General features: G+C 70.7%; 17 protein-coding genes. 9 read left to right on the top strand and 8 right to left on the bottom strand.

The window, feature by feature from the left end:
• Positions 1 to 6: 6 nt before the first annotated feature.
• The 3 genes from OM076_RS16300 to OM076_RS16290 are packed head-to-tail and all read right to left on the bottom strand — an operon-like array spanning position 7 to position 3,106.
• Positions 7 to 516 (bottom strand): hypothetical protein, encoded by a 510-nt coding sequence (locus OM076_RS16300; protein WP_270041066.1) that lies wholly within the window; start codon positions 514 to 516, stop codon positions 7 to 9.
• 5 nt (positions 517 to 521) lie between these two features.
• Positions 522 to 2,213, bottom strand: a complete 1,692-nt coding sequence (locus OM076_RS16295) for an alpha/beta fold hydrolase (RefSeq protein ID WP_270041065.1) — start codon at positions 2,211 to 2,213, stop codon at positions 522 to 524.
• A 26-nt stretch (positions 2,214 to 2,239) separates the two neighbouring features.
• On the bottom strand, positions 2,240 to 3,106 hold the full coding sequence (locus OM076_RS16290) for a LysR family transcriptional regulator (RefSeq protein ID WP_270041064.1): 867 nt from the start codon (positions 3,104 to 3,106) through the stop codon (positions 2,240 to 2,242).
• A gap of 50 nt (positions 3,107 to 3,156) precedes the next feature.
• On the opposite strand from OM076_RS16290, the gene OM076_RS16285 reads away from it, so the two are divergent.
• Positions 3,157 to 4,065, top strand: coding sequence for a DMT family transporter (locus OM076_RS16285; protein ID WP_270041063.1), 909 nt, complete (start codon positions 3,157 to 3,159; stop codon positions 4,063 to 4,065).
• Positions 4,062 to 4,934, top strand: coding sequence for an SDR family oxidoreductase (locus OM076_RS16280; protein ID WP_270041062.1), 873 nt, complete (start codon positions 4,062 to 4,064; stop codon positions 4,932 to 4,934). The genes OM076_RS16285 and OM076_RS16280 overlap by 4 nt, the downstream gene beginning before the upstream one ends.
• On the opposite strand, the gene OM076_RS16275 is transcribed toward OM076_RS16280, so the two are convergent.
• Together OM076_RS16275 and OM076_RS16270 are read right to left on the bottom strand one after the other, a co-directional pair.
• Positions 4,925 to 5,845, bottom strand: a complete 921-nt coding sequence (locus OM076_RS16275; RefSeq protein WP_270041061.1) for a type IV toxin-antitoxin system AbiEi family antitoxin domain-containing protein — start codon at positions 5,843 to 5,845, stop codon at positions 4,925 to 4,927. The genes OM076_RS16280 and OM076_RS16275 overlap by 10 nt on opposite strands.
• Positions 5,846 to 5,910: 65 nt before the next feature.
• Entirely contained in the window at positions 5,911 to 6,951 is a 1,041-nt protein-coding gene (locus tag OM076_RS16270) for an HpcH/HpaI aldolase/citrate lyase family protein (RefSeq protein WP_270041060.1), read from the bottom strand.
• A gap of 20 nt (positions 6,952 to 6,971) precedes the next feature.
• On the opposite strand from OM076_RS16270, the gene OM076_RS16265 reads away from it, so the two are divergent.
• The 5 genes from OM076_RS16265 to OM076_RS16245 all read left to right on the top strand — a co-directional run bounded on the left by OM076_RS16265 (position 6,972) and on the right by OM076_RS16245 (position 16,319).
• Positions 6,972 to 7,472 carry a MaoC family dehydratase gene (locus OM076_RS16265; RefSeq protein ID WP_270041059.1) on the top strand — a complete coding sequence of 167 codons (501 nt, stop codon included), beginning with the start codon at positions 6,972 to 6,974 and terminating at the stop codon, positions 7,470 to 7,472.
• Positions 7,473 to 7,673: 201 nt separating this feature from the next.
• Entirely contained in the window at positions 7,674 to 9,467 is a 1,794-nt protein-coding gene (locus OM076_RS16260) for a phosphoenolpyruvate carboxykinase (GTP) (RefSeq protein WP_270041058.1), read from the top strand.
• 11 nt (positions 9,468 to 9,478) lie between these two features.
• Entirely contained in the window at positions 9,479 to 14,221 is a 4,743-nt protein-coding gene (locus OM076_RS16255) for an NAD-glutamate dehydrogenase (RefSeq protein WP_270041057.1), read from the top strand.
• Positions 14,222 to 14,287: 66 nt separating this feature from the next.
• Complete coding sequence (locus tag OM076_RS16250; protein WP_270041056.1) at positions 14,288 to 15,253, top strand: CE1 family esterase; 966 nt, start codon at positions 14,288 to 14,290, stop codon at positions 15,251 to 15,253.
• 427 nt (positions 15,254 to 15,680) lie between these two features.
• Positions 15,681 to 16,319: a hypothetical protein gene (locus OM076_RS16245; protein ID WP_270041055.1), complete on the top strand. Its 639-nt coding sequence runs from the start codon at positions 15,681 to 15,683 to the stop codon at positions 16,317 to 16,319.
• On the opposite strand, the gene OM076_RS16240 is transcribed toward OM076_RS16245, so the two are convergent.
• From OM076_RS16240 to mftF, 3 genes are read right to left on the bottom strand one after another with little or no spacing between them, the layout of a single operon-like run.
• On the bottom strand, positions 16,276 to 16,899 hold the full coding sequence (locus OM076_RS16240; protein WP_270041054.1) for a YkgJ family cysteine cluster protein: 624 nt from the start codon (positions 16,897 to 16,899) through the stop codon (positions 16,276 to 16,278). The genes OM076_RS16245 and OM076_RS16240 overlap by 44 nt on opposite strands.
• Before the next feature lie 32 nt (positions 16,900 to 16,931).
• On the bottom strand, positions 16,932 to 17,591 hold the full coding sequence (locus OM076_RS16235; protein ID WP_270041053.1) for a peroxiredoxin: 660 nt from the start codon (positions 17,589 to 17,591) through the stop codon (positions 16,932 to 16,934).
• A gap of 50 nt (positions 17,592 to 17,641) precedes the next feature.
• On the bottom strand, positions 17,642 to 19,249 hold the full coding sequence (mftF, locus tag OM076_RS16230) for a mycofactocin biosynthesis glycosyltransferase MftF (protein WP_270041052.1): 1,608 nt from the start codon (positions 19,247 to 19,249) through the stop codon (positions 17,642 to 17,644).
• Between the two features lie 20 nt (positions 19,250 to 19,269).
• Here mftF and OM076_RS16225 point away from each other — a divergent pair, with 20 nt between their 5' ends.
• Together OM076_RS16225 and OM076_RS16220 are read left to right on the top strand one after the other, a co-directional pair.
• Positions 19,270 to 20,412, top strand: coding sequence for a saccharopine dehydrogenase family protein (locus tag OM076_RS16225; RefSeq protein ID WP_270041051.1), 1,143 nt, complete (start codon positions 19,270 to 19,272; stop codon positions 20,410 to 20,412).
• 78 nt (positions 20,413 to 20,490) lie between these two features.
• Positions 20,491 to 24,198 carry a 5'-nucleotidase C-terminal domain-containing protein gene (locus tag OM076_RS16220; protein ID WP_270041050.1) on the top strand — a complete coding sequence of 1,236 codons (3,708 nt, stop codon included), beginning with the start codon at positions 20,491 to 20,493 and terminating at the stop codon, positions 24,196 to 24,198.
• Positions 24,199 to 24,212: the final 14 nt, after the last annotated feature.

Here is a 24,212-nt window from a genome sequence, read left to right as displayed (position 1 = left end):
CAGAACTCATCGGTCGGTCGCGAGTCCCCGCATCACGTGCCGCAACGCCTCGCTCGGCGGCGTCCCGCTGATCACGACCGTGCGCCCCTGGCGCTTGAAGTACATGAGCCCGTCGCCCGCCCAATTGAGGTCGATGGACTCGCCGCGGACCTTGACGTTGGTCGTGGCACCCCAAAGCTCCTCGGCCGGGACGTCGCCAGTCCCCGCCAGCATCGTGTACGTGACCCGCTGCTCGCCCTTGGCCCAGATCACACTCGCGCCGGGGCGCCCGTCGAGCGTGAACGTCGTGCCGCCGATGGGGTGAAAGCCGTCGCGGATCCGCTGCGGGAACCCGAGACCGTCGACGAACCGGCCGAGCGCGATCTTCGGGTTCGCCTCGAACGTCGCGACGCCTGCCCCGGCGACCTTGGCGATGGTGGGGTGCTTCGCGTCGAAGTAGGCGAAGACGGACACGGCGAGGGCGACGGCGAGCACGCCGGCAAGCAGCCATCCGGTGCGCGACCGGGAAGCGAGCATGGGCGTCACCGGGGTCGGAAGGACTGCGCCTTGAAGGCGCGCAGGACGACTGTGCCCTCGCGCTTGCCGCTCAGGGTCAACGTGCCGTTGCCCGCGGCGCTCACCTTGCCCGAGACGCGCAGGCCCGTGAACTGGGAGACCTTGCGCAGCTCCAGCGCGCCGCGGCGTGCGATCGCCGAGCCGCCACGCAGGCCCGCGACGCCGAACGTGCGGTTGATGGTGCGGCCGCCCTTCGCGGCCTCGACGTCGTGGCGGATCGCGGCGACGGTCGCCTCGGCCGCTTTGGCGGGGCCGCCGCTGAAGACCGCGGGGTAGTAGGCGCCCGCCGGGACCGTCGGCTTCGTCGCGCAGGGGGCGACCGGCTGGCCGGCCAGGAATGCCGCGGCGCCGGCGAGCGCGCAGCCGTCCTCGTCGGTGGTCAACACCGAGTGGCCGACGTGCGGGACGGTGAGCAGCGTCGCGTGCGGGAACGCGGCGGCGACGGCCTCGGCGCCCTCCAGCGGCGTGCGGATGTCGTCGCGCCCGGAGATCACCAGCACGGGCACGTCCGGCGTCGTGGCCGGCGGCGGTTCCGGGGCGGGCGTCGCGGGCCACTTGCGGCAGTCCTCCCACACGCCCACCTTGCTGACCAGCGACGGCTTGAATGGGGCGTACGGGCGCGAGCCGAGCTGGGCGAGATACGCCTTGGTGGCCGCTTTGCGGGTGGAGATCGCGGAGCTCGGCGACCAGGGCAGGCGCGCCTCGAGACAGGCGGTCGCGAGGAAGCGCGACGTGCTGTAGCCGCCGTCATCGCTCTGCAAGCTGAACCGCCGCAGCGCGCGGAAGCCGTCGGCGGACCCGCGGCCGAACAGGTGCACGAACGGCGCGGCGTCGCCATGCGCGAGCGAGGCCAGCGCGGCGGGCAGGTCGGCGCGCATCACGGGGTCGAAGTCCGACCCGCGCAGGACCAGGAACACCTCGCCCTCGCCCACGCGGATCTTCTCGCCGCCGAGGTGGGCGACGACCTTCGTGTCGCGCACGCGCTTGACGGCCGCGTACAGCGCCGCCCCCGCGTCCTTCACGGTGCCCGCGCAGGGGCCGTCGGCGCACACCTCGCGCAGGATGCGGGGCATCGCGGCGATGCCGCTCAGCGCGTCGAAGTCGATCGCGTCGACGCCCACCGTCGAATCGAGGATCACGGACGCGGTGCGGTCCGGGAAGCGCCGCGCGTACTCGCCCGCGACCTTGGTGCCATAGGAGACGCCGAGCGGCGTGATCTTCTCCAGCCCGAGCGCGACGCGCAGGTCGTCGAGGTCGCGCGCGGTCTCCGCCGTGGTGAGGAACGCGCGCTTGGCCCCGAGCTTCTTCGCGCACGCCGCCGCGCTGCGGCTCTCCTCGCAGCTGGTCGCCCCCGACCGGCCGGTCCCGCGCTGGTCGACCATGACGATGTCCTGGGTCTTGCGCAGCGGGCCGAACGCCTTGCGGATCTCGCTCGTGTAGATCACCGCCGACTCGCCGGGGCCGCCGCTGAGAAAGAAGATCGTTCCGGTCTTGGGACCGGTGGCGGGCAGGACGGCGTAGCCGAGCGGCAGCGTCCCCGGCGTCGCTCCCGAATGGTCGAGCGGCACCGTGATCGAGCCGCAGCGTGCCTGGTAGGGGCACGTCGCGGCGGCGGCGGGTGCGGCGCCGACTGCGAGAAGGGCGAGGGCAATGATCAAGAGACGCAAAGCGTGGCGGAGGGTACTCATCTGCGCAGCGCGCTGATCAGCGCCTGGACGGATGGACGGGCGGCGTCGGCGGCGCGCACGACGGCCAGGATCCGCCTGGTAACACCCGTGGAGCGCAGCGCGATGCCGGGATGCTCCTGCGGGATCGCCAGGCCGGGGACGAGGGCGACCGCGAGCCCGCGGGCGACGAGCGCGAGGCTGACGGTGGCGTCGTTGGTCCGATGGCGGATGTCGGGCTCGAAGCCACCGAGCTCGCGGCAGGTGCGCTGCGTCATCTCGTCCCAGGCCATGCCCGGATGCCCAGTCGTCCATGCCTCGTGTTCGAGGTCGGAGAAGGTCGCGTCGCGCAGGCGCTCGCAGGTCGCCAGTTGCACCTGGTCGTCGAAGAGCTCGTGGCGCTCGAGGCCCGCCGGAAGGCGCAGCGGCTGGTGCTGCCACTCGTCGCCGAGCACCAGGTCGAGGTCGCCGAGCGCGAGCGCGGGAATGGCCTGCTCGGGCTCGGCCTCGATCAGCTCCGTACGCAGCTGTGGGGCGTGGGTGCGCAGCGCGTCCATCGCGGGGATCGCGAGCTGCAGGGCGACGGATTGGAAGGTGGCGATCCGGGCTCGGCCGGCGACGGTGCCGGCGGCCGCGGCGAGGTCGGCCTCGGCGCGTGCGGCGCGGTCGAGCAGCGCGGTGGCATGGCCGACCAGCACGACCGCGGGGTCGGTCAGCCGCACGCCGCGCCCGGCCTTCTCGAGCAGCGTCACGCCGGTCTCGCGTTCCAGGATCGCGAGTTGCTGCGAGACCGCCGAGGGGGTGAACTGGAGCGCGTCGGCGACGGCCGCGATCGTTCCCCGCTCGTGCAACTCGCGCAGCAGGCGAAGGCGGCGAAGCTCGAGCATGTAGGAAAACTACCGTTTCATCGGTAGAAATCAGAATCGACGCTTGCTGATTGAGCCGGCACGATGCCGACATGGGAACGGTCTTCTGCCTCGGCTCGGGCGCCGCGTTCGGCGCCATGGCGGTGTTCGGCAAGCTCGCCTACGGCGAAGGCGCGACGGTCGGGACGCTCCTCGCGGTGCGCTTCGCGCTCGCCGCGGCGCTGTTCTGGGTGGCCGGCGCGGCCGCCCGCGCCTGGCGCGCCCGTGACGCGCTCGACGTCCCCGGCGCTCCTCTCGCCACGCGCGACGTCGTCACCGCCCTCGGCCTCGGGGCCTTCGGTTACGCCCTGCAGGCCGGCTGCTACTTCGCCGCGCTGGAGCGCATCGATGCATCGCTGCTCTCGCTGCTCGTCTACACGTTTCCCGCGATCGTCGCCGCGGCCGCCATCGCGCTCGGGCGCGAGCGGGTGGACTCGCGGCGGCTCGGCGCGCTGGCTGTCGCGTCCGGGGGCATCGCGCTCGTCGTCGCGGGCGCGGGCGCGGGTGCGCTCGACCCGGTCGGCGCCGCGCTCGGCATGACCGCCGCGGTCACCTACAGCGCCTACATCCTCGTGAGCGACGGGATCGCCAAACGGCTCCGCCCGCAGGTCCTGGCCGCGCTCGTGTGCACCGGCGCCGCCGTTGCGCTCACGATCGGCTCGGCCGCGCTCGGCGACCTCCGGCTCGGCGCGCTGACCGCCGCCGGCTGGGGCTGGCTCGCCGCGCTCGCCGCGATCTCGACCGTCGGCGCGATCGGGCTGTTCTTCGCCGGGCTCGCGCGGGTCGGGCCGACGACGGCCTCGATCCTCGCCACCGTCGAGCCGCTCGTCACGGTGCTGCTCGCGTTCCTCGTCTTCAGCGAGACGCTCACTGGAGTGCAAATCGGCGGAGGCGCGCTCGTGCTCGCCGCCGCCGTGACGACAGGGAGGATGGCGGCATGAACCAGGTTGCAATGGTGGCGGGCGCGACGCGCGGAGCCGGACGCGGCATCGCCGTGGCGCTCGGCGAGGCGGGCTTCACGGTCTACTGCACCGGCCGCAGCACCCGCCGGCGGCGCTCGGAGATCGACCGACCGGAGACGATCGAGGAGACCGCCGAGCTGGTGACGGCGGCGGGCGGGACAGGGATCGCGGTCGCCGTCGATCACCTCGACCCGGCGCAGGTGGCGGATCTTGTGGGCGGGATCGATCACCTCGACGTGCTCGTCAACGACATCTGGGGCGCCGAGCACCTCTTCGAATTCGACAAGCCGGTCTGGGAGCACGACCTCGCCAACGGCCTGCGGCTGCTGCACCTCGCCCTCGACACCCACCTGATCACCAGCCACCACGCGCTCCCGAAGCTGCGCGACGGCGGGCTCGTGGTCGAGATGACCGACGGCACCGCCGCCTACAACGACACCCACTACCGGGTCAACCTCTTCTATGACCTCGCCAAGACCGCGATCACCCGCATGGCGTGGGGGCTGGCGCACGACCTCGGCGACCGGGCAACCGCCGTCGCGCTCACACCCGGCTGGCTGCGCAGCGAGACGATGCTCGAGCACCACGGCGTGAGCGAGGCCAACTGGCGCGAGTCTCCGGTCCCGCATTTCGTCATCAGCGAGTCGCCGCGCTACGTCGGCCGCGCGGTCGCCGCCCTCGCCGCCGACCCGGACCTGCACCGCTGGCACGGCCAATCGCTCTCCAGCGGCGGCCTCGCCCAGGTCTACGGCTTCACCGACCTCGACGGCACGAGACCCGATTGCTGGCGCTACCTCGTCGAAGTGCAGGAAGCGGGTCTGCCGGCCGACGACACCGGCTATCGATAGAGGGTCGCTGCGACGGTCGTCAACACCTCGCGCGGAGCCCGGTACACGGCCTCGTCGGTGAACCGCAGCAGGGTGTAGCCGGCCTCAGAGAGCGTCCGGTCGCGGGCGGCGTCCTCGAGCTCCGTCGCCGGACGGCCGTGGCCGGGTCCGTCGATCTCGACCGCAAGCCGGAACTCCGGCCAGTGGAAATCGCGCTCAAAGCCGGCGAGATGGACGTTCACGAAGGGCTCGGGCAGCTCGCCGACCAACGCCAGGAACGCGTCCTCGGCGCCGCTCTTGGTGCCCGCACTGCCCGACCGATGGAGCGCGATGGCGCGCGAGAGCACGTGGAGCCGATGACGGCCGGTGACACGGGCCATGGCGTCGCGGGTCGCCGATTCCACGAACCGACCGCGAAAGGCCGCCTCGTGGATGACGTTGGCGAGCTGGTGGGGCGTGAGAACATCGCTGAGATCCACGAGCAGCCGATGGACGCTCGTGACCGGGATGCGCAGGTGGGTGGTCACGTCGAGCGCGTCGAGCACCCGCGTGCGATGGAAGCGGACGTCGCCCCGGGACTCGCGCCGGTGCGTCGAGGTGACTTCGGTGATCGGCGCGGGGAACCGGCTGACCGCTAAGAGCTTCCCCGCGGGGCGGTGGCTCAGAACGGCGCCCGGGCCACCGGCCAGCACGCCGGCGAGCCACACGCCCTCTCGCGACAACGCACCGTGGCCAACCGCGTAGACCCCGTATCCCACACGGTGGAGCGCGCCGCGCGAAACGCGCTTCGACGTCGCGCTGTGGCTCACACCGAGCTTGATGAGCTGCGCGATCGTGATGACGCCGTGTTGCCTGGCCGCCAGCTCGGCGAGTGCGAGCTCGACCGGGGGTGAGGAGGCTCGCTTTCCTGAGAGGACCGTTTCCGTACCCACCCCCGGATCGTGCGGCCCACGCCTGAACGGAACAAGACGCGTTCGTTACGAAACTGCACCAAGACTCACATGCCATACGCCTCGGCGAGTTCCGGGTCCTTGGCCGCGAGCAACTCGGCGAGGTCGACCATGACCTTGGACTGCTTCCAGGTCGCGTCGTCCTGCATCTTGCCGTCGATCATGTGCACGCCCGCGCCGTCCGGGATCGCCTCGAGCACCCGCTTCGCGAAGGCGACCTCGGAAGGCTCGGGGGAGAAGACCTTCTTGGCCACGGCGATCTGGCCGGGGTGCAGCGACCAGGCGCCCACGCAGCCCATCAGGTACGCGCCGCGGAACTGGGCTTCGCAGCCTTCGAGGTCCTTGATGTCGCCGAACGGGCCGTAGAACGGGAAGATCCCGGCGGCGGCGCAGGCGTCGACCATGCGCCCGATCGTGTAGTGCCAGAGATCCTGCTGATAGGAGGGACGAGCGGCATCACCCGCCGGATCGCCGAGCACGCGATAGCCCGGATGCCCGCCACCCACCCGCGTGGTCTTCATCCGCCGCGACGCCGCCAGATCGGCAGGACCGAGCGACATCCCCTGCATGCGCGGTGACGCGTTGGCGATCTCCTCGACGTTCGCCACGCCCTGGGCGGTCTCGAGGATCGCGTGGATCAGGATCGGGCGAGACAGCCCCGCGCGCGCCTCCAATTGCGCCAGGAGACGGTCGACGTAGTGGATGTCCCACGCGCCCTCGACCTTCGGGACCATCACCACGTCCAGGCGCGAACCGATCTCTGTGACCAATGTCACCAAGTCGTCGAGGACCCAGGGCGATTCGAGCGCGTTCACCCGCGTCCACAGGGGCGTTGAACCGAGATCGATCTCACGCCCCGCGCGCACCAGGCCCGCGCGCGCGGCCTCCTTGCGATCGGCCGGGATCGCGTCCTCGAGATTGCCCAGCAGGATGTCGGCGGAGGCGGCCATATCCGGCAGCCGGGCGAGCATCTTCTCGCTCGAGGGGTCGAAGAAATGGATCATCCGCATCGGCCCCACGGGGATCTCGCGGAGGGGTTCGGGCGCGCCGATCGCGAGCGGCGCGAAGTGGGAGCGAGGGTTGCGCATCCCGGGCATCATGGCGCTCTATGACCCCCGTTGACACCGATGGCGCGGCCCGCGAGGCCTCTGGCGCCCACCCCTACGGCCGCTACTTCGAGGAGTTCGAAGTGGGCGCGATCTACAAGCACTGGCCCGCGAAGACGGTGACCGAGGCCGACGATCACCTGTTCTGCCTGCTGACGATGAACCACCACCCGCTGCACATCAACGACGTCTACGCGGCGCAGTCCCAGCAGGGCAAGAACGTCGTCGTCGGCCCATACGTGTACAGCCTCGCGCTGGGCATGAGCGTGTCCGACATCAGCGGCAAGGCGATCGCCAACCTCGCCACGCACGAGCTCAGCCATCCGGCCCCGGTCTTCCACGGCGACACGCTCTTCGCGGAGACGGAAGTGCTGGAAAAGACGCCTTCTCGCAGCAAGCCCGACCGCGGCACCGTGCTCGTCCACACCCGCGTCCTGAACCAGGAAGGAACGCTTGTGGCGGAGTTCAAGCGGCTTGTGCTCGTCCCGAAGCGGGAAGTTTGAACGAGACTGGCAAAACCCTCTAGAGCGCACCACCCGTTCGTCTGGTGGTGTTCTGCGTAAGCCTCGCGTAAGCTTAGGTATGGCGGAGTATTCGTTTTGGCGCATTCGCACTCGCGGGCGCCATTTCGGTCGTTCAATCCCGCAAAGGTTTGTAGTGCCCTGCCAAACCCCGCAAATGTCCCAGAGAGGCCGAGCTCACAAGTGACCATCGAGACCACCGTCCCCACCAAACACAAGAAGCTCCTCTCCTGGGTGGAGGAGGTGGCCGAGCTCACGCAGGCCGCAGCGATCCATTGGTGCGACGGCTCCGCGGAGGAGTACGACGCGCTGTGCACCGAGCTCGTGGACGCGGGCACCTTCGAGAAGCTCTCGGACGCCAAGCGCCCCAACTCGTACCTGGCCCGCTCCGACCCCGGTGACGTCGCCCGGGTCGAGGACCGCACGTTCATCTGCTCGACCGACCCGGAGGACGCCGGCCCGACCAACAGCTGGCACGACCCCGCCGACATGCGGGTCGTGCTCAAGCACAAGTTCAGCGGCGCGATGCGCGGGCGGACGATGTACGTCGTGCCGTTCAGTATGGGCCCGCTCGGCTCCCGGATCGCCGAGATCGGCGTGCAGCTGACGGACTCGGCGTATGTGGCCGTGAGCATGCGGATCATGACCCGCATGGGCAAGGGCGCGCTCGACGTGCTCGGCGAGGACGGCACCTTCGTTCCCTGCCTGCACTCCGTCGGCGCGCCGCTGGCCAAGGGCGAGAAGTCCGCCGCCTGGCCGTGCAACGCCGAGAAGTACATCGTCCACTTCCCGGAGACGCGCGAGATCTGGTCCTACGGCTCGGGCTACGGCGGCAACGCGCTGCTGGGCAAGAAGTGCTTCGCGCTGCGGATCGCGTCGGTGATCGCCCGCGACGAGGGCTGGCTGGCCGAGCACATGCTGATCCTCAAGCTCACGAGCCCCGAGGGCGCGGTCAAGTACATCGCCGGCGCGTTCCCGAGCGCATGCGGCAAGACCAACCTCGCGATGCTCGTACCCACGCTCGAGGGCTGGGACGTCGAGACCGTGGGCGATGACATCGCGTGGATGAAGTTCGGCGAGGACGGCAGGCTCTACGCCGTCAATCCCGAGAACGGGTTCTTCGGCGTCGCGCCCAACACGGCCCAGAAGACGAACCCGAACGCGATGGACACGATCGAGCGCAACACGATCTTCACCAACTGTGCGCGCACCGACGCCGGCGACGTCTGGTGGGAGGGCATGTCCGGTGAGACGCCGGACCACCTGATCGACTGGAAGGGCAACGACTGGACGCCGGCCACCGGCACGCCCGCAGCGCACCCGAACGCCCGCTTCACGACGCCGGCGGCGCAGTGCCCGTCGATCGCCGACGAGTGGGAGGACCCCAAGGGCGTGCCGATCGACGCGTTCCTGTTCGGCGGTCGCCGCGCGAGCGGTGCGCCGCTCGTCCGCGAGTCCTTCGACTGGGAGCACGGCGTCTTCCTGGGCGCGACGATGAGCTCGGAGCAGACCGCGGCGGCGGGCGGCACGATCGGCGATCTGCGTTTCGACCCGTTCGCGATGCTCCCGTTCTGCGGCTACAACATGGCCGACTACTTCGACCATTGGCTCTCGCTCGGCGATCGCGAGGGCGCGCAGCTCCCGAAGATCTTCCACGTCAACTGGTTCCGCAAGGACCAGGCCGGCAAGTTCGTCTGGCCGGGCTTCGGCGAGAACTCGCGCGTGCTCGCGTGGGTCTTCCGCCGCTGCGACGGTGAGGCGGAGGCCAACTCGACGCCGATCGGCTACGTCCCGGAGCCCCAGCACCTGGAGCTCGAGGGGCTCGACAAGGCCAAGGTGGGCGAGGCGCTGACCGTGGATCTCAACGAAGCGCGGGCCGAGCTCGACCAGACGCAGGCCCACCTGGAGCTGTTCGGGACCAAGCTCCCGAAGCCGATTCGCAACCAGTTCGAGGCGCTCAAAGAACGCCTGAGCTAAGTTCACTCGTCGTGAGCCTCGCGGAGGAGACCGAGGCAGGCTCAACCGAGTACCGGGATCGCCTGCTGGCCCTCGTGGAAGACCACGGGGGCGATACCGCACGCGCGTTCGCGGCCGCCTACGTCCGTCGGCTGTCCACCGACGGCATCTCGGCCGAGCACCTCGCAGCAGAGGTGCTCGGCGCGTATGGCTTCGCGAACGAGCGTGGTCGTGCACCGGTGGCGGTGCGCGCGTTGAACCCGACCCTCGGCGACGAGGGCTACGAGCCCCTGGGCTCGGTGCTGGAGACCAACACCGACGACTGGCCGTTCCTGGTCGACAGCGTGAGCGCCGCGCTCGAGCGGCGCGGCGAGCAGGTCGCCCGGCTCGTGCACCCGATCATCGGGATCTCGCGCGAGGACGGGCACATCGCGAGCGTCTCGCACGCCCGCAACGCGGTCCACCGCGAGTCGGTGATGCACTTCGACCTCGCGCGCAAGCTGACCGACCGCGAGCTGACCGAGCTCGAGGACGACATCCGCAAGGTGCTGCACGCGGTGCGCTCGACCGTGACGGACTTCGGCGCGATGACCCAGCGCGTCGAGGGCATGATCGGGCTCGCGCGCAAGGCGAGCAGCCGCTACGACTCCGACGAGGTCCGCGAGGCGGTCGACTTCCTCGCCTGGCTGCTGCGCGGCAACTTCGTGCTGCTGGGCGCGCGCGAGTACGAGATCCGCGACGACGCCTACCGCTGCATCCCCGGCTCCGGCCTCGGCATCCTCGCCGACGAGGAGCGCTCCGCCTACGCGCAGCCGGTGCCGCTCAGCGAGCTCTCCGAGCAGCAGCGCAAGCTGGCGACGAGCGGCGAGCTGTTGATCGTCGACAAGGCCAACGCGCGCTCCCCGGTGCACCGCTACGAGCGGATGGACTACGTGGGCGTGCGGCGGGTATCGCCGGACGGCGAGATCCTCGGCGAGGCGCGGCTGCTCGGCCTGTTCACCACCAAGGCCTACACCGAGCCGGCGTCGGAGACCCCGGTCCTGCACCGCAAGCTGGGCCGCGTGCTGGACACCGAGGACCTGATCGAGGGCTCGCACGACTACAAGAACGCGGTCGGCCTCTTCGACACGTTCCCCAAGGACGAGTTGTTCGCCGCGCCGGTGGACGATCTGCGCCGCGCGGTCGTCGCGCTGCTGCGCCTGGAGGGCACCGATCGCGTGCGCCTGCTCGGTCGCCGCGCCCCCCACGGCCGCAGCGCGTCCTACATCCTCGCGCTGCCGCGCGATCGCTACCGGACCCTGCTCGTCGACCGCGTGCGCAAGCTGTTCATGCGCCGCTTCCATGCCGACGACGTCGAGGCCCAGCACACGCTCGGCGAGGGCACGCGGGTGCGCGTGCACTTCCTCGTCCACGCCCCCGGTGGCCTGCCGGAGATCCCCAACGCCGAGCTCGAGCGCGAGGTCGTCCAGCTCGCCCGCACGTGGGACGACGCCTTGCGCGACGCGCTGGTCGAGCAGTACGGAGCGCCGCGGGCGCGGCTGCTCAATTCGATCTGGGCGTCGCACCTGCCCGAGCACTACAAGGGCTACACCTCGCCGGCCACGGGGGCGCTGGACATCGCGCTGCTCGAGAACCTCGCCGAGGACGGGCCGTTCGAGGTCTCGCTGCAGCCGCTGCGCCAGCACACCCGCGTCGCGCTCTACGTCCGTGGGCCGAAGGTCGAGCTGGGCGACGCGCTGCCGATGCTCGAGGACCTCGGGCTGCGGGTGATCGAGGAGATCTCGACCCGCCTCGTGGGCGAGGACGAGACGTGGGTGCAGGAGTTCCGCGTGCTCGGCCGCGACGGCAAGCCGCTGGACATCGACGCGCTCGGCTCGCGGGTGGCGGAGCTGCTCGCGGCGATCCACCGCGGCGCCGCCGAGACCGACAACCTGAACCGCCTCGTGATCACGGCCGGGCTCGATCGCCGCCAGATCGCGATCCTGCGCGCCTACCGCAAGTACCGCCAGCGCGTCGGCTCGCGCTTCACCGAGAGCTACCAGAACGACGTCCTGGTGGCCAACTCCGCGGTCACCGCGAAGATCGTGCGCTTCTTCGAGCTGCGCTTCGATCCGGACATCGAGACCGACGACGCGGCCGAGGCCGCGCTGAAGGACGAGATCCTCGCCGATCTCGACGAGGTCGCCTCGCTGGACCACGACCGCATCCTGCGCAACCAGCTGACGGTGATCGAGGCGACGCTGCGCACCAACGCCTACAACGAGAGCCGGGCGGCGCTGGCGTTCAAGCTGCGCTCCAAGGACGTCCCGGCGATGCCGCAGCCGGCGCCGGCGTTCGAGATCTACGTCTATTCGCCCGAGGTGGAGGGCATCCACCTGCGCGGCGGGACGATCGCCCGCGGCGGCCTGCGCTGGTCCGACCGCCAGGACTACCGCACCGAGGTCTACGGCCTGATGCGGGCGCAGCTGACCAAGAACGCGGTGATCGTGCCGGCGGGCGCGAAGGGCGGGTTCTATTTGAAGCATCCGCCGACCGAGCGGGAAGCGCTGAAGGCCGAGGTCGAGAAGCAGTACGTGACCTACATCCGGTCGCTGCTGTCGGTGACCGACAACCTGGTCGACGGCGCCGTCGTGCATCCGGAGCGGGTGCGCGTGCGCGACGGCGACGACACCTACCTGGTGGTCGCCGCCGACAAGGGCACCGCCACCTTCTCGGACACCGCCAACCGCGTGTCCCAGGAGTACGGCTTCTGGCTCGACGACGCGTTCGCCTCAGGCGGGTCGGCGGGCTATGACCACAAGGCGCTGGGCATCACGGCCAAGGGCGCGTGGGAGTCGGTCAAGCGCCACTTCAAGGAGCTTGGGGTCGACACGCAGGCCGACGAGTTCACCGTGGTCGGCATCGGCGACATGTCGGGCGACGTGTTCGGCAACGGCATGCTGCTCTCCGAGCACATCCGGCTGGTGGGCGCCTATGACCACCGGCACATCTTCATCGACCCGAACCCGTCGGCGAAGCAGGGCTACGCCGAGCGCACGCGGCTCTTCGAGCTGCCGGGCTCGTCGTGGGACGACTACTCGCGCGAGCTGATCTCTGAGGGCGGCGGCGTCTTCCCGCGCACCGCCAAGTCGATCCCGCTCACGCCGCAGATGCGCGAGGCGCTGGGCGTCTCGGAGTCCTCGCTGGCGCCCAACGACCTGATCCGCGCCGTCCTGCGCGCCCCGGTCGACCTGTTCTGGAACGGCGGGATCGGAACCGTCGTGAAGGCGAGCGACGAGACCGACGCCGACGCCGCGGACCGCTCGTCCGACGCGATCCGCGTCAACGCGGCGGAGCTGCGGGCGAAGGTCGTCGGCGAAGGCGGCAACCTCGGCTTCACCCGCCGCGCGCGGGTCGAGTACGCCGCGTCCGGCGGGCGCATCAACGCGGACTTCATCGACAACTCCGCAGGCGTCGACTGCTCCGACCACGAGGTCAACCTCAAGATCCTGTTGGGGCTGGCGGAACGGCGTGGGGAACTGACGCGGGCCGAGCGCGACGAGCTGCTGTTCTCGGTCACCGAGGACGTCACCCAGCACGTGCTCTACGACTCGTTCCTGCAGGCGCAGATCATCGCCCAGGAGGTCGATCGCTCCGCCTCGCGGCTGTACGCCTACGAGGACCTGATGACGCTGCTGGAGGAGAACAAGCTCTTCTCGCGCGCGTCGGAAGATCTGCCGTCCAGCGAGGAGATCGGCGAGCGCCGCCGCTCCGGGCGCGGGATGGAGCGGCCGGAGCTGGCGATCCTCGTCGCGTACTCCAAGCGGCTGCTGGCGCGGGCCTTGGAGCAGTCGGACTTCGTCGAGGAGCCGTGGCTGGAGCGCGACCTGCGCGACTACTTCCCCGCCGCGGTCGTGTCGCGGTTCGGGCACCTGCTCGCCGACCATCCGCTGAAGCGCCAGCTGATCTGCATGGTCAACTCCAACCTGCTCGTCAACTCGCTCGGGCCGACGTTCGTCTCGCAGCTGCTGGCCGAGCGCGGCGCCGAGGCGGCCGACGTCGTCCGCGCGTTCCGGATCGCCCGCGACGTGACCGGCGCGGAGGCGCGCTGGGAGGTCGTCGAGCGCCTGGAGGGCGTCGACAAGGCGCCGCAGCTGGAGCTGATGGGCGGCGTCGACCGCCTCGTGGAAGAGATCACCCGCTGGTATCTGACGTGGGAGCCCGAGGGCGAGATCGACGAGACGATCGCGGCCGGTCGCGACGGCTTCGAACGCCTCGCCGGGGTCCTGGGCGACCTCGGCTCCGACGAGCGGCGGCGGCGCCGGGACCAGATCGCGGAGCGGCTGGCCGGAACGGGCGTACCCGAGCCGCTGGCGCGCGCCCACGCGGTGCGTGCCGAACAGCGCTACGCGCCCGACATGGTGTGGGTCGCCGGGTCCACCGGCCGCCCGATCGAGGAGGTCGCCAAGGTCTTCTTCGAGGTCGGCGCCGAGCTGCGCCTGGACTGGATGGAGACCGAGCTCGAGCGGGTCCCGGCGACGTCGCGGATGCAGCGCTGGGCGCTGCAGGCGGTGCGCGAGGACGCGGCGCAGGTCCGGCGCGAGCTGGCCGGCGGCGTGCTCGCCGAGACGGATGAGACCGGCACCGCCCACGAGCGCGTACAAGCGTTCCTCGCCGAACGCACCGACGCGCGGCGGCGGCTCGAGCTCTTCCTCCGGTCCCTGTCGCGCGAAGGCGAGCCGGACCTCGCGGGGCTCACGCTGGCGGTTCGCCAGTTGCGCGCACTGGTCGCGTAAGCGGCCAACCTCGGTGGCTTGCCGCGGGTCCTACCCCGCGACAAGCCACTTCCGAAAGGGACTCCAATGTCCATCAAGCTGCCGGTCGCGCTCCTCGCGGCCGCCGCTGCGCTCGCCGTGCCATCCGCGGCGAGCGCCCAAGCTCCGCCGTGCGCCACCCAGGGCCCGGTCGGGACCGCGTACGGCACCGGCATCAACTGCCGCACGCTCCAGCTCGACGGCGTGCCGCGCCGGTTCGAGGTCTATGTGCCGGCCAATGTGCCCGCCGACGCGCCGGTCGTGTTCATGTTCCACGGCTCGGGCGGCACCGGCGAGCAGTTCGGCAAGATCTCCGGCTGGCGCGAGCAGGCCGACCAGAGCGGCCTGATCGCCGTCTTCCCGACCGGCCAGCGCTACCGGATCACCGAGACCGGCCTGCTGTCGACCAAGTGGGCCGACTTCAACCTCGAAGACGACATCGAGGAGCTCGAGACGCCGCCCGCCGACGACGTCGGCTTCGTCGACGACATGCTGGCCGACATCGAGGCCGGGCTCTCGGTCGACTCGCACCGCATCTACGCGTCCGGGTTCTCCAACGGCGCGGGCTTCGCCGCCCGGCTCGCGGTCGACCGCTCCGAGACGTTCGCCGCCGTTGCCTACTCGGGCGGCGGGCTGAACGCCGCGCACACGCCCGCGAGATCGGTCCCGACGTACGCGACCGTCGGCACGCTGGACCAGAAGATCCTCGAGCGCATGGACCCGCCGCTGACCGAGCTCCCGCTCGGCCCCGTGCAGATCCTCAGCAACGCCGAGATCCGCGGCTACCTGAGCGACGCGCTGGAGACGGTCGGCCTCGACGAGCACCTCTACGGCGTGACCGCCCAGCCGCATTCGACGAACTTCCGCTGGCCGGCCACGGGCAACGGCCCAGTGTACCGCTTCGCGATGCTCGAGGGCGTCACGCACCAGTACCCGAACGGCACCAACAACCCGAACGGCTTCGCGGCCGCGCCGGAGTTCGCGGCGTTCTTCGCCGCGCACCGGCTGCCGTGAGCGGTGGTCTGGGCCGTCGCGCTGGTCAGTGCGCGACGGCCCGGCACCGGCATCGGTCCACGGGGTTCGGTGTGGGGGAAGAACGACCCGGGACCGGGGTTGCGGAGAGGTGGTCAACCTCTACGGCGTGAGCCTTACGCGCCCGCGCACAAGTACCTATCGCTCGTGGGGGTGAAGCGGATCACCCCTCGCGCGAAAGCTTTCCGAAGAGGAGAGGGTGGGCCGCCGCGCTGGTCAGGCGCGGCGGCCCTGTAGTTCGCCAGGCCGGCGAGTGTCGGGGAGGAGAGAAGGGACTGCCCGGTGGCCTATTGGCTGAGGAGAGGGGGTCAACCTCTGTGTCTGTGATCGCAATACTGGCGGCCACGCACCAGTGCTCATATCGCCTATAGGGGTGAATCGGATCACCCCTGGCGGTACGGTTGGTCTTGTGCTCGCGTTGTTGATGGCCGCCGCCGCGCTCGCGCCCTGTGCGCCGGAAACGCCCGCGGCGCTGCAACTCACCGGGATTCCGTCGGTCGCGATCCCCGGCCACGGGTACCTGGCGTCGCTGACGGGCGATGGGCCGGTGGTGGACTCGGCGGGCTCGGACTTCGGCGTCACCGACGCCTCCGGGCGCGGCTACACCGCGCACTACGAGTACGCGCGCGGCGTCACGCAGGCCTTCAGCGTCGGCCTGCGCGGGCCCTACACGGTCAAGGCGTCCTGGACCGAGCCGGTGGGGACGTCGGAGCAGTGCCTGCGGACGGTCACGGTGCCGCTGCCGATCGACCGGCAGATCCTCGCCGTGGTCGGGTGCAAGCGGGGCGCGGAGGAGCCGGCGAGTGGGCTGGTCCTGCGCTGCGACGGCTCCAAGCTGCGGTTCTCGGGCCTGAAGTGGAGCGGGTGGAACGGCGCCACGACGACGGGGCGCGGGACGCTGAATGGCCGCCCGGCGACGGTGAAGCTGTCGTCGCCGCGCGAGTGCTCGCAGCTCAACGGCTACATCTACACCCGCGCGACGGTCACCACGCGCTCGCGGACGCTCAAGCGCGTCGCGATCGACTGTCCCCTTCCGCCGCGGTCATGAAGACCTCGACGGGTCCCGGCCCGGTGCCGAGGGCCTCGTCGATCCACTCCTGGTTGATGACCATCGCGTCGAAGTCCTTCCAGATGCGCTTGTCATCCGCGCACGTGTACTGACGACACGGCGCCGGGCGCTCCTCGTAGATGCCGCAGGCGTGCGTGTCGGGGGCGCACTGCACGCAGTAGCCGTCCGGGCCGTGGCGATTGAAGTAGGGGCGGCCGAGGTCCCACTTCATCAGGCCGGACTCGACCTCCTCGACGGTCAGCGGGAAGCGCAGCCGGCAGCAGACGGCGTGGCACGCGTGCATCCGGGCCGCGCAGTCGACGGGGTTGCCGACGCCCTCTGAGCCTTCCTTGTCGACGCGGATCGCGATCCCGATGTCGGTCTCCGTGCGGACAGCGTCGACGGCCGCGACCAGTTCCTCGGCAGTCACGACCTCGCGCTGGATCAGCAGTTCGACGAGGCCGCGGATGATCGCCTCGTTCTGGTCCGCACGGTTGGCTTCCTGGGCCAGCACGGCATGCGCGAACATGCCGCCGGCCTCGACCTGGCGTTCGAGCTCCCGCAGCGGGTCGGGCTCCATGGCCCGACCCTAACTGCACGAGCGCGGCGACGCTAGGACGGCTGCGGGACGATGCGGATGTAGGGCTTCGGGGACTCCCACCCGTCCGGGTACGTCTTCTCGGCCTCCTCGTTGGACACCGAGCCGGCGATGATCACGTCGTCGCCCTGCTGCCACTGGGCGGGCGTCGCGACCTTGTGCTTGGCGGTCAGCTGGAGGCTGTCGACGACACGCAGGATCTCGTCGAAGTTGCGGCCGGTCGTCATCGGGTAGACGAGGATCAGCTTGATCTGCTTGTCCGGGCCGATCACGAACACGTTGCGGACGGTCGCGTTGTTGGCCGGCGTGCGCGCCGTCGGGTCGCCCTCGACGTCGGCGGGCAGCATCCCGTAGAGCTTGGAGACGTTGAAGTCGTGGTCCCCGATCATCGGGTAGTTCGGGCGGAAGCCCTGCGTCTCCTCGATGTCGTCGGACCACTTCTCGTGGTTGCCGACCGGGTCGACCGAGAGCCCGATGATCTTCACGCCGCGGGCGTCGAAGTCCGGCTTGATCTTCGCCAGGTACCCGAGCTCGGTCGTGCAGATCGGGGTGAAGTCACGCGGGTGGGAGAACAGCACGGTCCACGAGTCGCCGATCCAGTCATGGAAGGAGATACGGCCTTCCGTCGTGTCGGCCTCGAAGTCCGGGGCGATGGAGCCAATCTGCAGAGCCATTTCTGGGCGGTCTCCTCTAAAGGGCGGGGACGAGGTTTGGGACTCAACCTCTATTCACAGTCAAGTTTAGGGTACTTCCCGTCAGGCGCCAGGATCGAGGGCACCAGCGGCGCCGGTGTGCGCGCGCGGGCGCAGCCTTTCCACACGCCGGCGGCGTAGGCGAGATCGTCGGCGAGGCGCAGCGCGCCGAAACGCAGCGGGTCGAGCGCGGGGCGACGCGTCAGCCAGTCGGCGGCGGTGCCGGCGACGAACGCCGCGGCGAGGAACCGCCTCCCGCGGCGGGTGAGGAGGAGCGCGGGCGCGTGCGCGCGGGTGGCGGCGTCGGCGATCTGCCGCGCGGTGCGCGCGCGGGACTCGAGCGCGAGCCCGGCGAACTCCCGCCGCCGCGCGAAGCCGCGCGGGGGAGGGGCGGGGTTGCGAGGGGGCGCGGCGCGATCGCGTGGCGCTGGCGCCGCCGGTTCGCGTGGTGCTGGCGCGGCCGGTTCGCGTGGTGCTGGCGCGGCCGGTTCGCGTGGTGCCGGCGCGGCCGGTTCGCGTGGTGCCGGCGCGGCCGGTTCGCGTGGTGCTGGCGCGGCCGGTTCGCGCGGTGTTGGCGCGGCCGGTTCGCGCGGCTGCGCGGCGAGCTCGTGCCACGCGAATTCGAGCGCGGCGGCGGTGAGGGCGAGTTTCGGCTTGTTCGCGAGCGCGAGCGCCCACGGCAGCAACGCCTGTCGCGGCGCCACGACGTGGCGCATCTTGCCCGGGTGGCGGCGCGCGAGTGGGCCCGCCGAGGAGCCGTACGCCGCCCGCTGCGCCAGCCACGCGCGGAGGGTCGCGCGGTGCGGGTGCTCGACGACCGCCGCCGGTTCGTAGCGGACGATCCACCCCGCCGCGGCGAGGCGCCAGACCAGGTCGACGTCCTCTCCGAACCGCATCCGCTCGCCGAGCGCGGCGCGGCGGACGACCAAAGCCGCAGCGGGTACATACCCGATCCGCCGTCCCGGGCCGACGATGCCCGGATGCGGGCCGAGGTCGAGCGGTGAGCGCGCCGCTTCGTAGGCGGCGAGCGCGGACGTTCCCGCCGGCACCCGCACCCGCGCCGCGACCGCCCCGACGCGCGGGTCGGCGAAGTGCGCGACCAGCGGTTCGAGCCACCCCGCGGTCGGCAGCGTGTCGGAGTCCAGGAACGCGACGAACGGCGCCGCCGTCGCGGCAACGCCCGCGTTGCGGGCCGCGGCGGGACCGCCGCCCACTTCGCGCCGCACGATCCGCGGTGCGTGGTCACTTAACGTTGCCTGACAACGTTTAGTGACCACTGCGGCCACGGCGGCGGGATCCGTCGACCCGTCGTCGACGACGACGAGCTCGCCGCACGCTCCCACCCGCGCCAGGCACGCCGCCAGTGCGTCCGTTCGATCGCGCGCCGGGATCACGACCGCGACGTCGCGCACGGACACGACACCCCGCGCCGGACGCGGGTGGGCGAGACCCGCGTCGATCAACCGCTCGGCGAGGCGCCGCGCACCCGCGCCCTCACCCACCGGCTCACCCGCCCGCCACGCGTCGACCATCCGCGCCCCCGCCGGAGTGAACCGCAGCCTGCGCGCGGGCTGGCCGCCGAGCAGCACGCGGCCGTTCTCGAGGCGCCGGGCCGACGGGTCGAACACCAGCGTCGTCATGGACAACTAGTGTCCAGGACGTGAACGACATCGTGGTCTTCGGGGCCACGGGGTTCGTCGGCCGTCTCGTCGCCGAATACCTCGCCCTCCACGCGCCGCCGCACGTCACGGTCGCGCTCGCCGGGCGCTCGGAACGCAAGCTCGAACTCCTCCGGGCGCAACTGGGCCGGAATTGGCCGCTGATCGTCGCCGACTCGGCCGACGACGCACAACTCCACGCCATGGCCGCCCAGGCGCGGGTCGTCGCGAGCACCGTCGGGCCGTATCGCACCGACGGACTCAAGCTCGTCGACGCCTGCATCGCGGAGGGGACGCACTACATCGACCTCACCGGCGAGATCCTCTTCACGCACGCGAGCCTCACCCGCCACGAGCAGGCCAAGCGCAACGCGGTGCGGATCGTCCACAGCTGCGGGTTCGACTCGATCCCGTCCGACCTCGGGGTCTTCCTGCTGCACGAGGCGCTGGGCGACCTCGACGACACCACGCTCGTCGTCGCCGCGCTGAAGGGCGGCCCCAGCGGCGGCACGCTGGCCTCGATGAAGGGGCAGATCGACGAGGCGACCGCCGACAGGGCCGCCCGCAAGATCGTCTTCGACCCGTACTCGCTCGGCGGCACCGGCCCGCCCACGCGCGACGTCGCCAAGGTCACGCGGCACAAGCAACTCGGCTGGATCGGCCCGTTCGTGATGGCCACCTACAACACCCGCATCGTCCGCCGTAGCCACTCGATCCTCGGCTATGGCCCCGCCTTCACATACCGCGAGGTCAGCCGCTACAAGGACCCGCTCACGGCCCTCGGCTTCACCGCGGGCCTCGGCGCGCTCGCGACCGGCCTCGCCTTCGGACCCACCCGCAAGCTCCTCGACAAGGTCCTGCCCGACCCCGGCGAAGGCCCGACCGAGCACGCCCGACGCACCGGCTTCTTCAAAATGGAGATCCACGCCAATGGCCGCAAGGCCACTGTTGCCGCCAAGGGCGACCCCGGCTACGCGGCCACCGCCCTGATGATGGGCGAGAGCGCCCTGACCCTCGCGCTCGACCACGAACGCCTCCCGCCGCACACCGGCGTGCTCACCCCCGCGACCGCGCTCGGCACGCCGCTGGTCGAGCGTTTGCGCAACGCCGGCATGACCCTCGAGATCGATGTAAACAACCCTTGACGTACTGCTGACACGTCGTCACGGCAGGCGTATGGTTGCCCGATCTGACCGGAAGTATGGGGATTGGGGGTTGGAGCGATGAGTTTCAGACGAGCGCGGCTGGCGGGAGGCCTGGCCGCGGTGGTGGCAGCAGGAGTGCTGGCCGTCCCGTTGGTCGGGGCGCAGGCCAATGGCGGTGGCGACGGCCGGGACGACGGCTGGGGCCACGGTCACGATCACGGTGACGACAGCGGGAAGGTTCTGTTCTTCACTTCGGACGGCATGCGCCAGGACGCCGTCGAGCAGTTCGCCGATGACGGCGATACGCCCGGTTTCAAGGAGCTGCTGAAGCGGGGCGCGCACGCGTCCGGCAACGGCCTGCTCACGCAGGCGCCGCCGAACACCGGCGCGGGTTGGTTCAGCTTGAGCACCGGCGCGTGGCCGGGCGTGCACGGCTCGACCAACAACACGTTCCACATCAACGGCGCGGCGTTCACCGGCTCGACCGCGGCGTTCTCGAACCCGAGCATCCTGCAGGCCGAGACGCTCGCCCAGGCGGCTGAGCGCGGCGGCAAGACGGTGGCCCAGCTCGAGTGGGCCGGCGGGCGCAGCGGCTCGATCAACGGCCCGACGCTCGACTTCCGCAACTTCCGCTCCGGCCGCGGCGTGGTGACCAACTACACCGAGCCGCCGGACAACCTGCCGTTCGCCGCCCAGCTGGGCGTGCAGTTCGACCGCGCAGACCCCGTCGCCGCCACGGGCTGGACCGGCGCGCCGACCTCCTACAGCCCCGCCAAGGAAATGCACCTGCGGGTGCTCGACTCTGGCGTCGACAAGTACGGCCTCAACGCCTACCTCTACGACTCCAAGAACGACCGCAAGACGCGCTATGACCGCGTGTTCTTCAGCCGCACCAAGGCCGCCGCCGACAAGGTCGCCGACCTCAAGGCCGGCGAGTGGGCCGACGTCAAGGTCAAGATCGTCGGCTCGGACCTCGACGGCAAGACGGGCGCGTTCCTGCTCAAGGTCGAGCGCCTGGACAAGGACCTCAGCCATGTCCGCCTCTTCCACACGTCCGTCACCCGCGCGATCGCGATCTGGCCGAACTGGACCGGCGAGCCGGGCTACGGCCCGGGCACGACGAAGACGTTCGAGGACTACGTGGCCGAGAAGTACCCGTCCTCCCAGGCCGGCGACTTCGCCGTGCTCGAGTCGGGCATCGTCTCCGAGGACACCTACATCCAGCAGGGCCAGTACTGGGAGACGCTGTACCACCCGCTGATCAAGTACGTGCTGACCAAGTACAAGCCGGATCTGGCGATGGTCGGCTATCCGGGCACCGACGAGGTCCAGCACCAGTTCCTCGGCCTGGTCACGAAGAAGCTGCCCAACGGGGCGAAGAACCCCGCCTATGACGACCTCGAGGTCAACGGCACGCCCGACCACCGCGTCGCGCAGCGCGAGGAGTACATCCGCGAGGCGTACGAGGGCTCCGACGCGACGATGCGCCTCGCCCAGCAGTACATGCGCGACGACGATCTGAACACGTTCGTCAGCTCCGACCACGGGTTCGCGCCGCAGTTCGCGGCGATCGACGCGTCCAAGGTCCTGGTCGACCTCGGCCTGCTGTCCACGCCGCAGACCGGCAACTGCCGCCCCGCCGCGGCGGAGACGATCGGCAGCGCCAAGGCCTGCTGGGCCGGCGGCGCGGTGCAGATCTACCTGAACCTCGCGGGCCGCGACCCGGCGCCCGTCGCGCCGAGCACCTTCAAGCAGATCGCGGCCACTGACGAGGCGGCGACGGTCCAGAAGATCAAGAGCGCGTTCCTCGCGCTCAAGGACCCCAACGACTGGACCGGCGACGGCAAGCCCGAGGGCTGGACGGTCATCGACCGCGCCTACACCAAGGCCGAGGCGCGCTACATCCCGAACGGCAAGAAGAGCACGGCCGACATGTCGTCCCCGACCCGCACGGGCGACGTGGTGGCCTTCTCCTACCCGCCGTACCAGTTCGACGCCGAGACGCCGGGCACGCTGATCGCGCGCTCGCAGTTCTACGGACAGCACGGCTACGTGCCGGACGTCCAGGATCTGAAGTCCAACACGAACATGCGCGCGACGTTCCTCGCCGGCGGCCCGGCGATCGAGCGCGGCGAGGCGCAGGACATCCGCACGATCGACATCGCGCCGACGATCGCGTTCCTGCTCGGGATCCCCGAGCCGCAGCAGGCCCAGGGCGTGGTCCGGCGCGACGTCCTCGACAACGGCGGGCGCTACACGCCGATCTCGATCGTGGGACTCAACGACTTCCACGGTCAGCTCGAGCAGACGACGACGACCGTCGACGGGCGCACCGTGACGGTTGGCGGCGCGTCCGTGCTCGCCACCCTGTTCGACGAGGAGGCGAGCGCGCTTCCCGGCCCGACGCTGCTGCTGGCGGCGGGTGACAACGTCGGCGCGTCACCGCCGATCTCGGCGCTGCTGCAGGACACCCCGACGATCGACGTCGAGAACGCGTGGGGCCTGGACGCGACGTCGTTCGGCAACCACGAGTTCGACTACGGCGTCGGGCGCATCCTGATGCACGAGGCGCGGGCGAACTTCCCGTTCCTGAGCGCGAACATCGTCGACAGCACCACCAACCAACCGCCCGCCTGGATCAAGCCGTCGACCGTGTTCCGCGTCAACGGCGTCAAGGTGGGCGTGATCGGCGCCACGGTCAAGAACACGCCGGAGCTCGTGGCCGCGGGCAACACCGCGGGCCTCGCGTTCCTCGACGAGGCTGACCGCATCAAGCGCGAGTCGGCGAACCTGCGCCGCCAGGGTGTCGAGGTCCAGGTGGTCGTCATCCACGAGGGCTCGGCGGCGGGCACGAACACGATCGGCAACGTCCCCGGCACGCCGTGGACCGGCCCGATCCAGGAGATCGTCGGCAAGCTGCAGGACTCCGGCGTCGACCTCGTGATCGCGGGTCACACCCACCGGATCGCGAACACGATGGTCGGGCGGATCCCGGTCGTCGAGGGCGTCAACGCGGGCGGCAGCTACTCCGTCGCCCAGCTGATGGTCAAAAACGGCGACGTCGCGTGGGCGGGCGGGACGACCCGCATCGCCAAGAACCTCGGCGTGGCCGGGCGGGCAGACGTCCAGGCGATCGTCGACAAGGCCAACGCCGACACCGCCGTGCTGCGCAACAAGGTGATCGGCACCGCGACGATCGACATCCGGCGCGACCTGAACCGGCTCAAGGAGTCGGCGATGGGCAACCTGGTGGCCGACTCGATGCGGGCCAAGTATCCGGGCGTCGACGCCGCGATCACCAACTCCGGCGGGCTGCGTCAGGACATCCTGCTGACGCCCCCGAGCGCGGGTGAGGCGCCGGGCGAGATCACGTGGGGCGAGGTGTTCGCGGTGCTCCCGTTCGGCAACCGCTCGACGATCCTCACGCTCACCTACGATCAGCTCAAGGCCGGCCTGGAGAACGGCTTCAAGCCGCCGTGCGGTGACGTGGCGGGCGGCACGGGCCGCACGCCGCAGATCTCGGGCATCAAGGTCACCTTCCACTGCAACGGTCAGGTGCCGGTGGTGGATCAGGTGCTCAAGGGCACCACGCCGATGACGGCGACCGACACCATCCGGGTCGTGATCAACGACTTCATGTACACGGGTGGCGACGGCTACACGGCGTTCTCGGCCGGCACGGACGTGCTCCAGCCCGGTGACGACCTGATGCAGGTCGCCGCCGACTACATCACGGCCCACTCGCCGGTGGCGCCCGTGGTCGAAGGGCGGGTGGTCGGCCCGTAAGGTGGCGCAGCGGC

It is taken from the genome of Solirubrobacter ginsenosidimutans (genome assembly GCF_027587205.1).
This window is presented reverse-complemented; position numbering and strand designations above follow the sequence as displayed.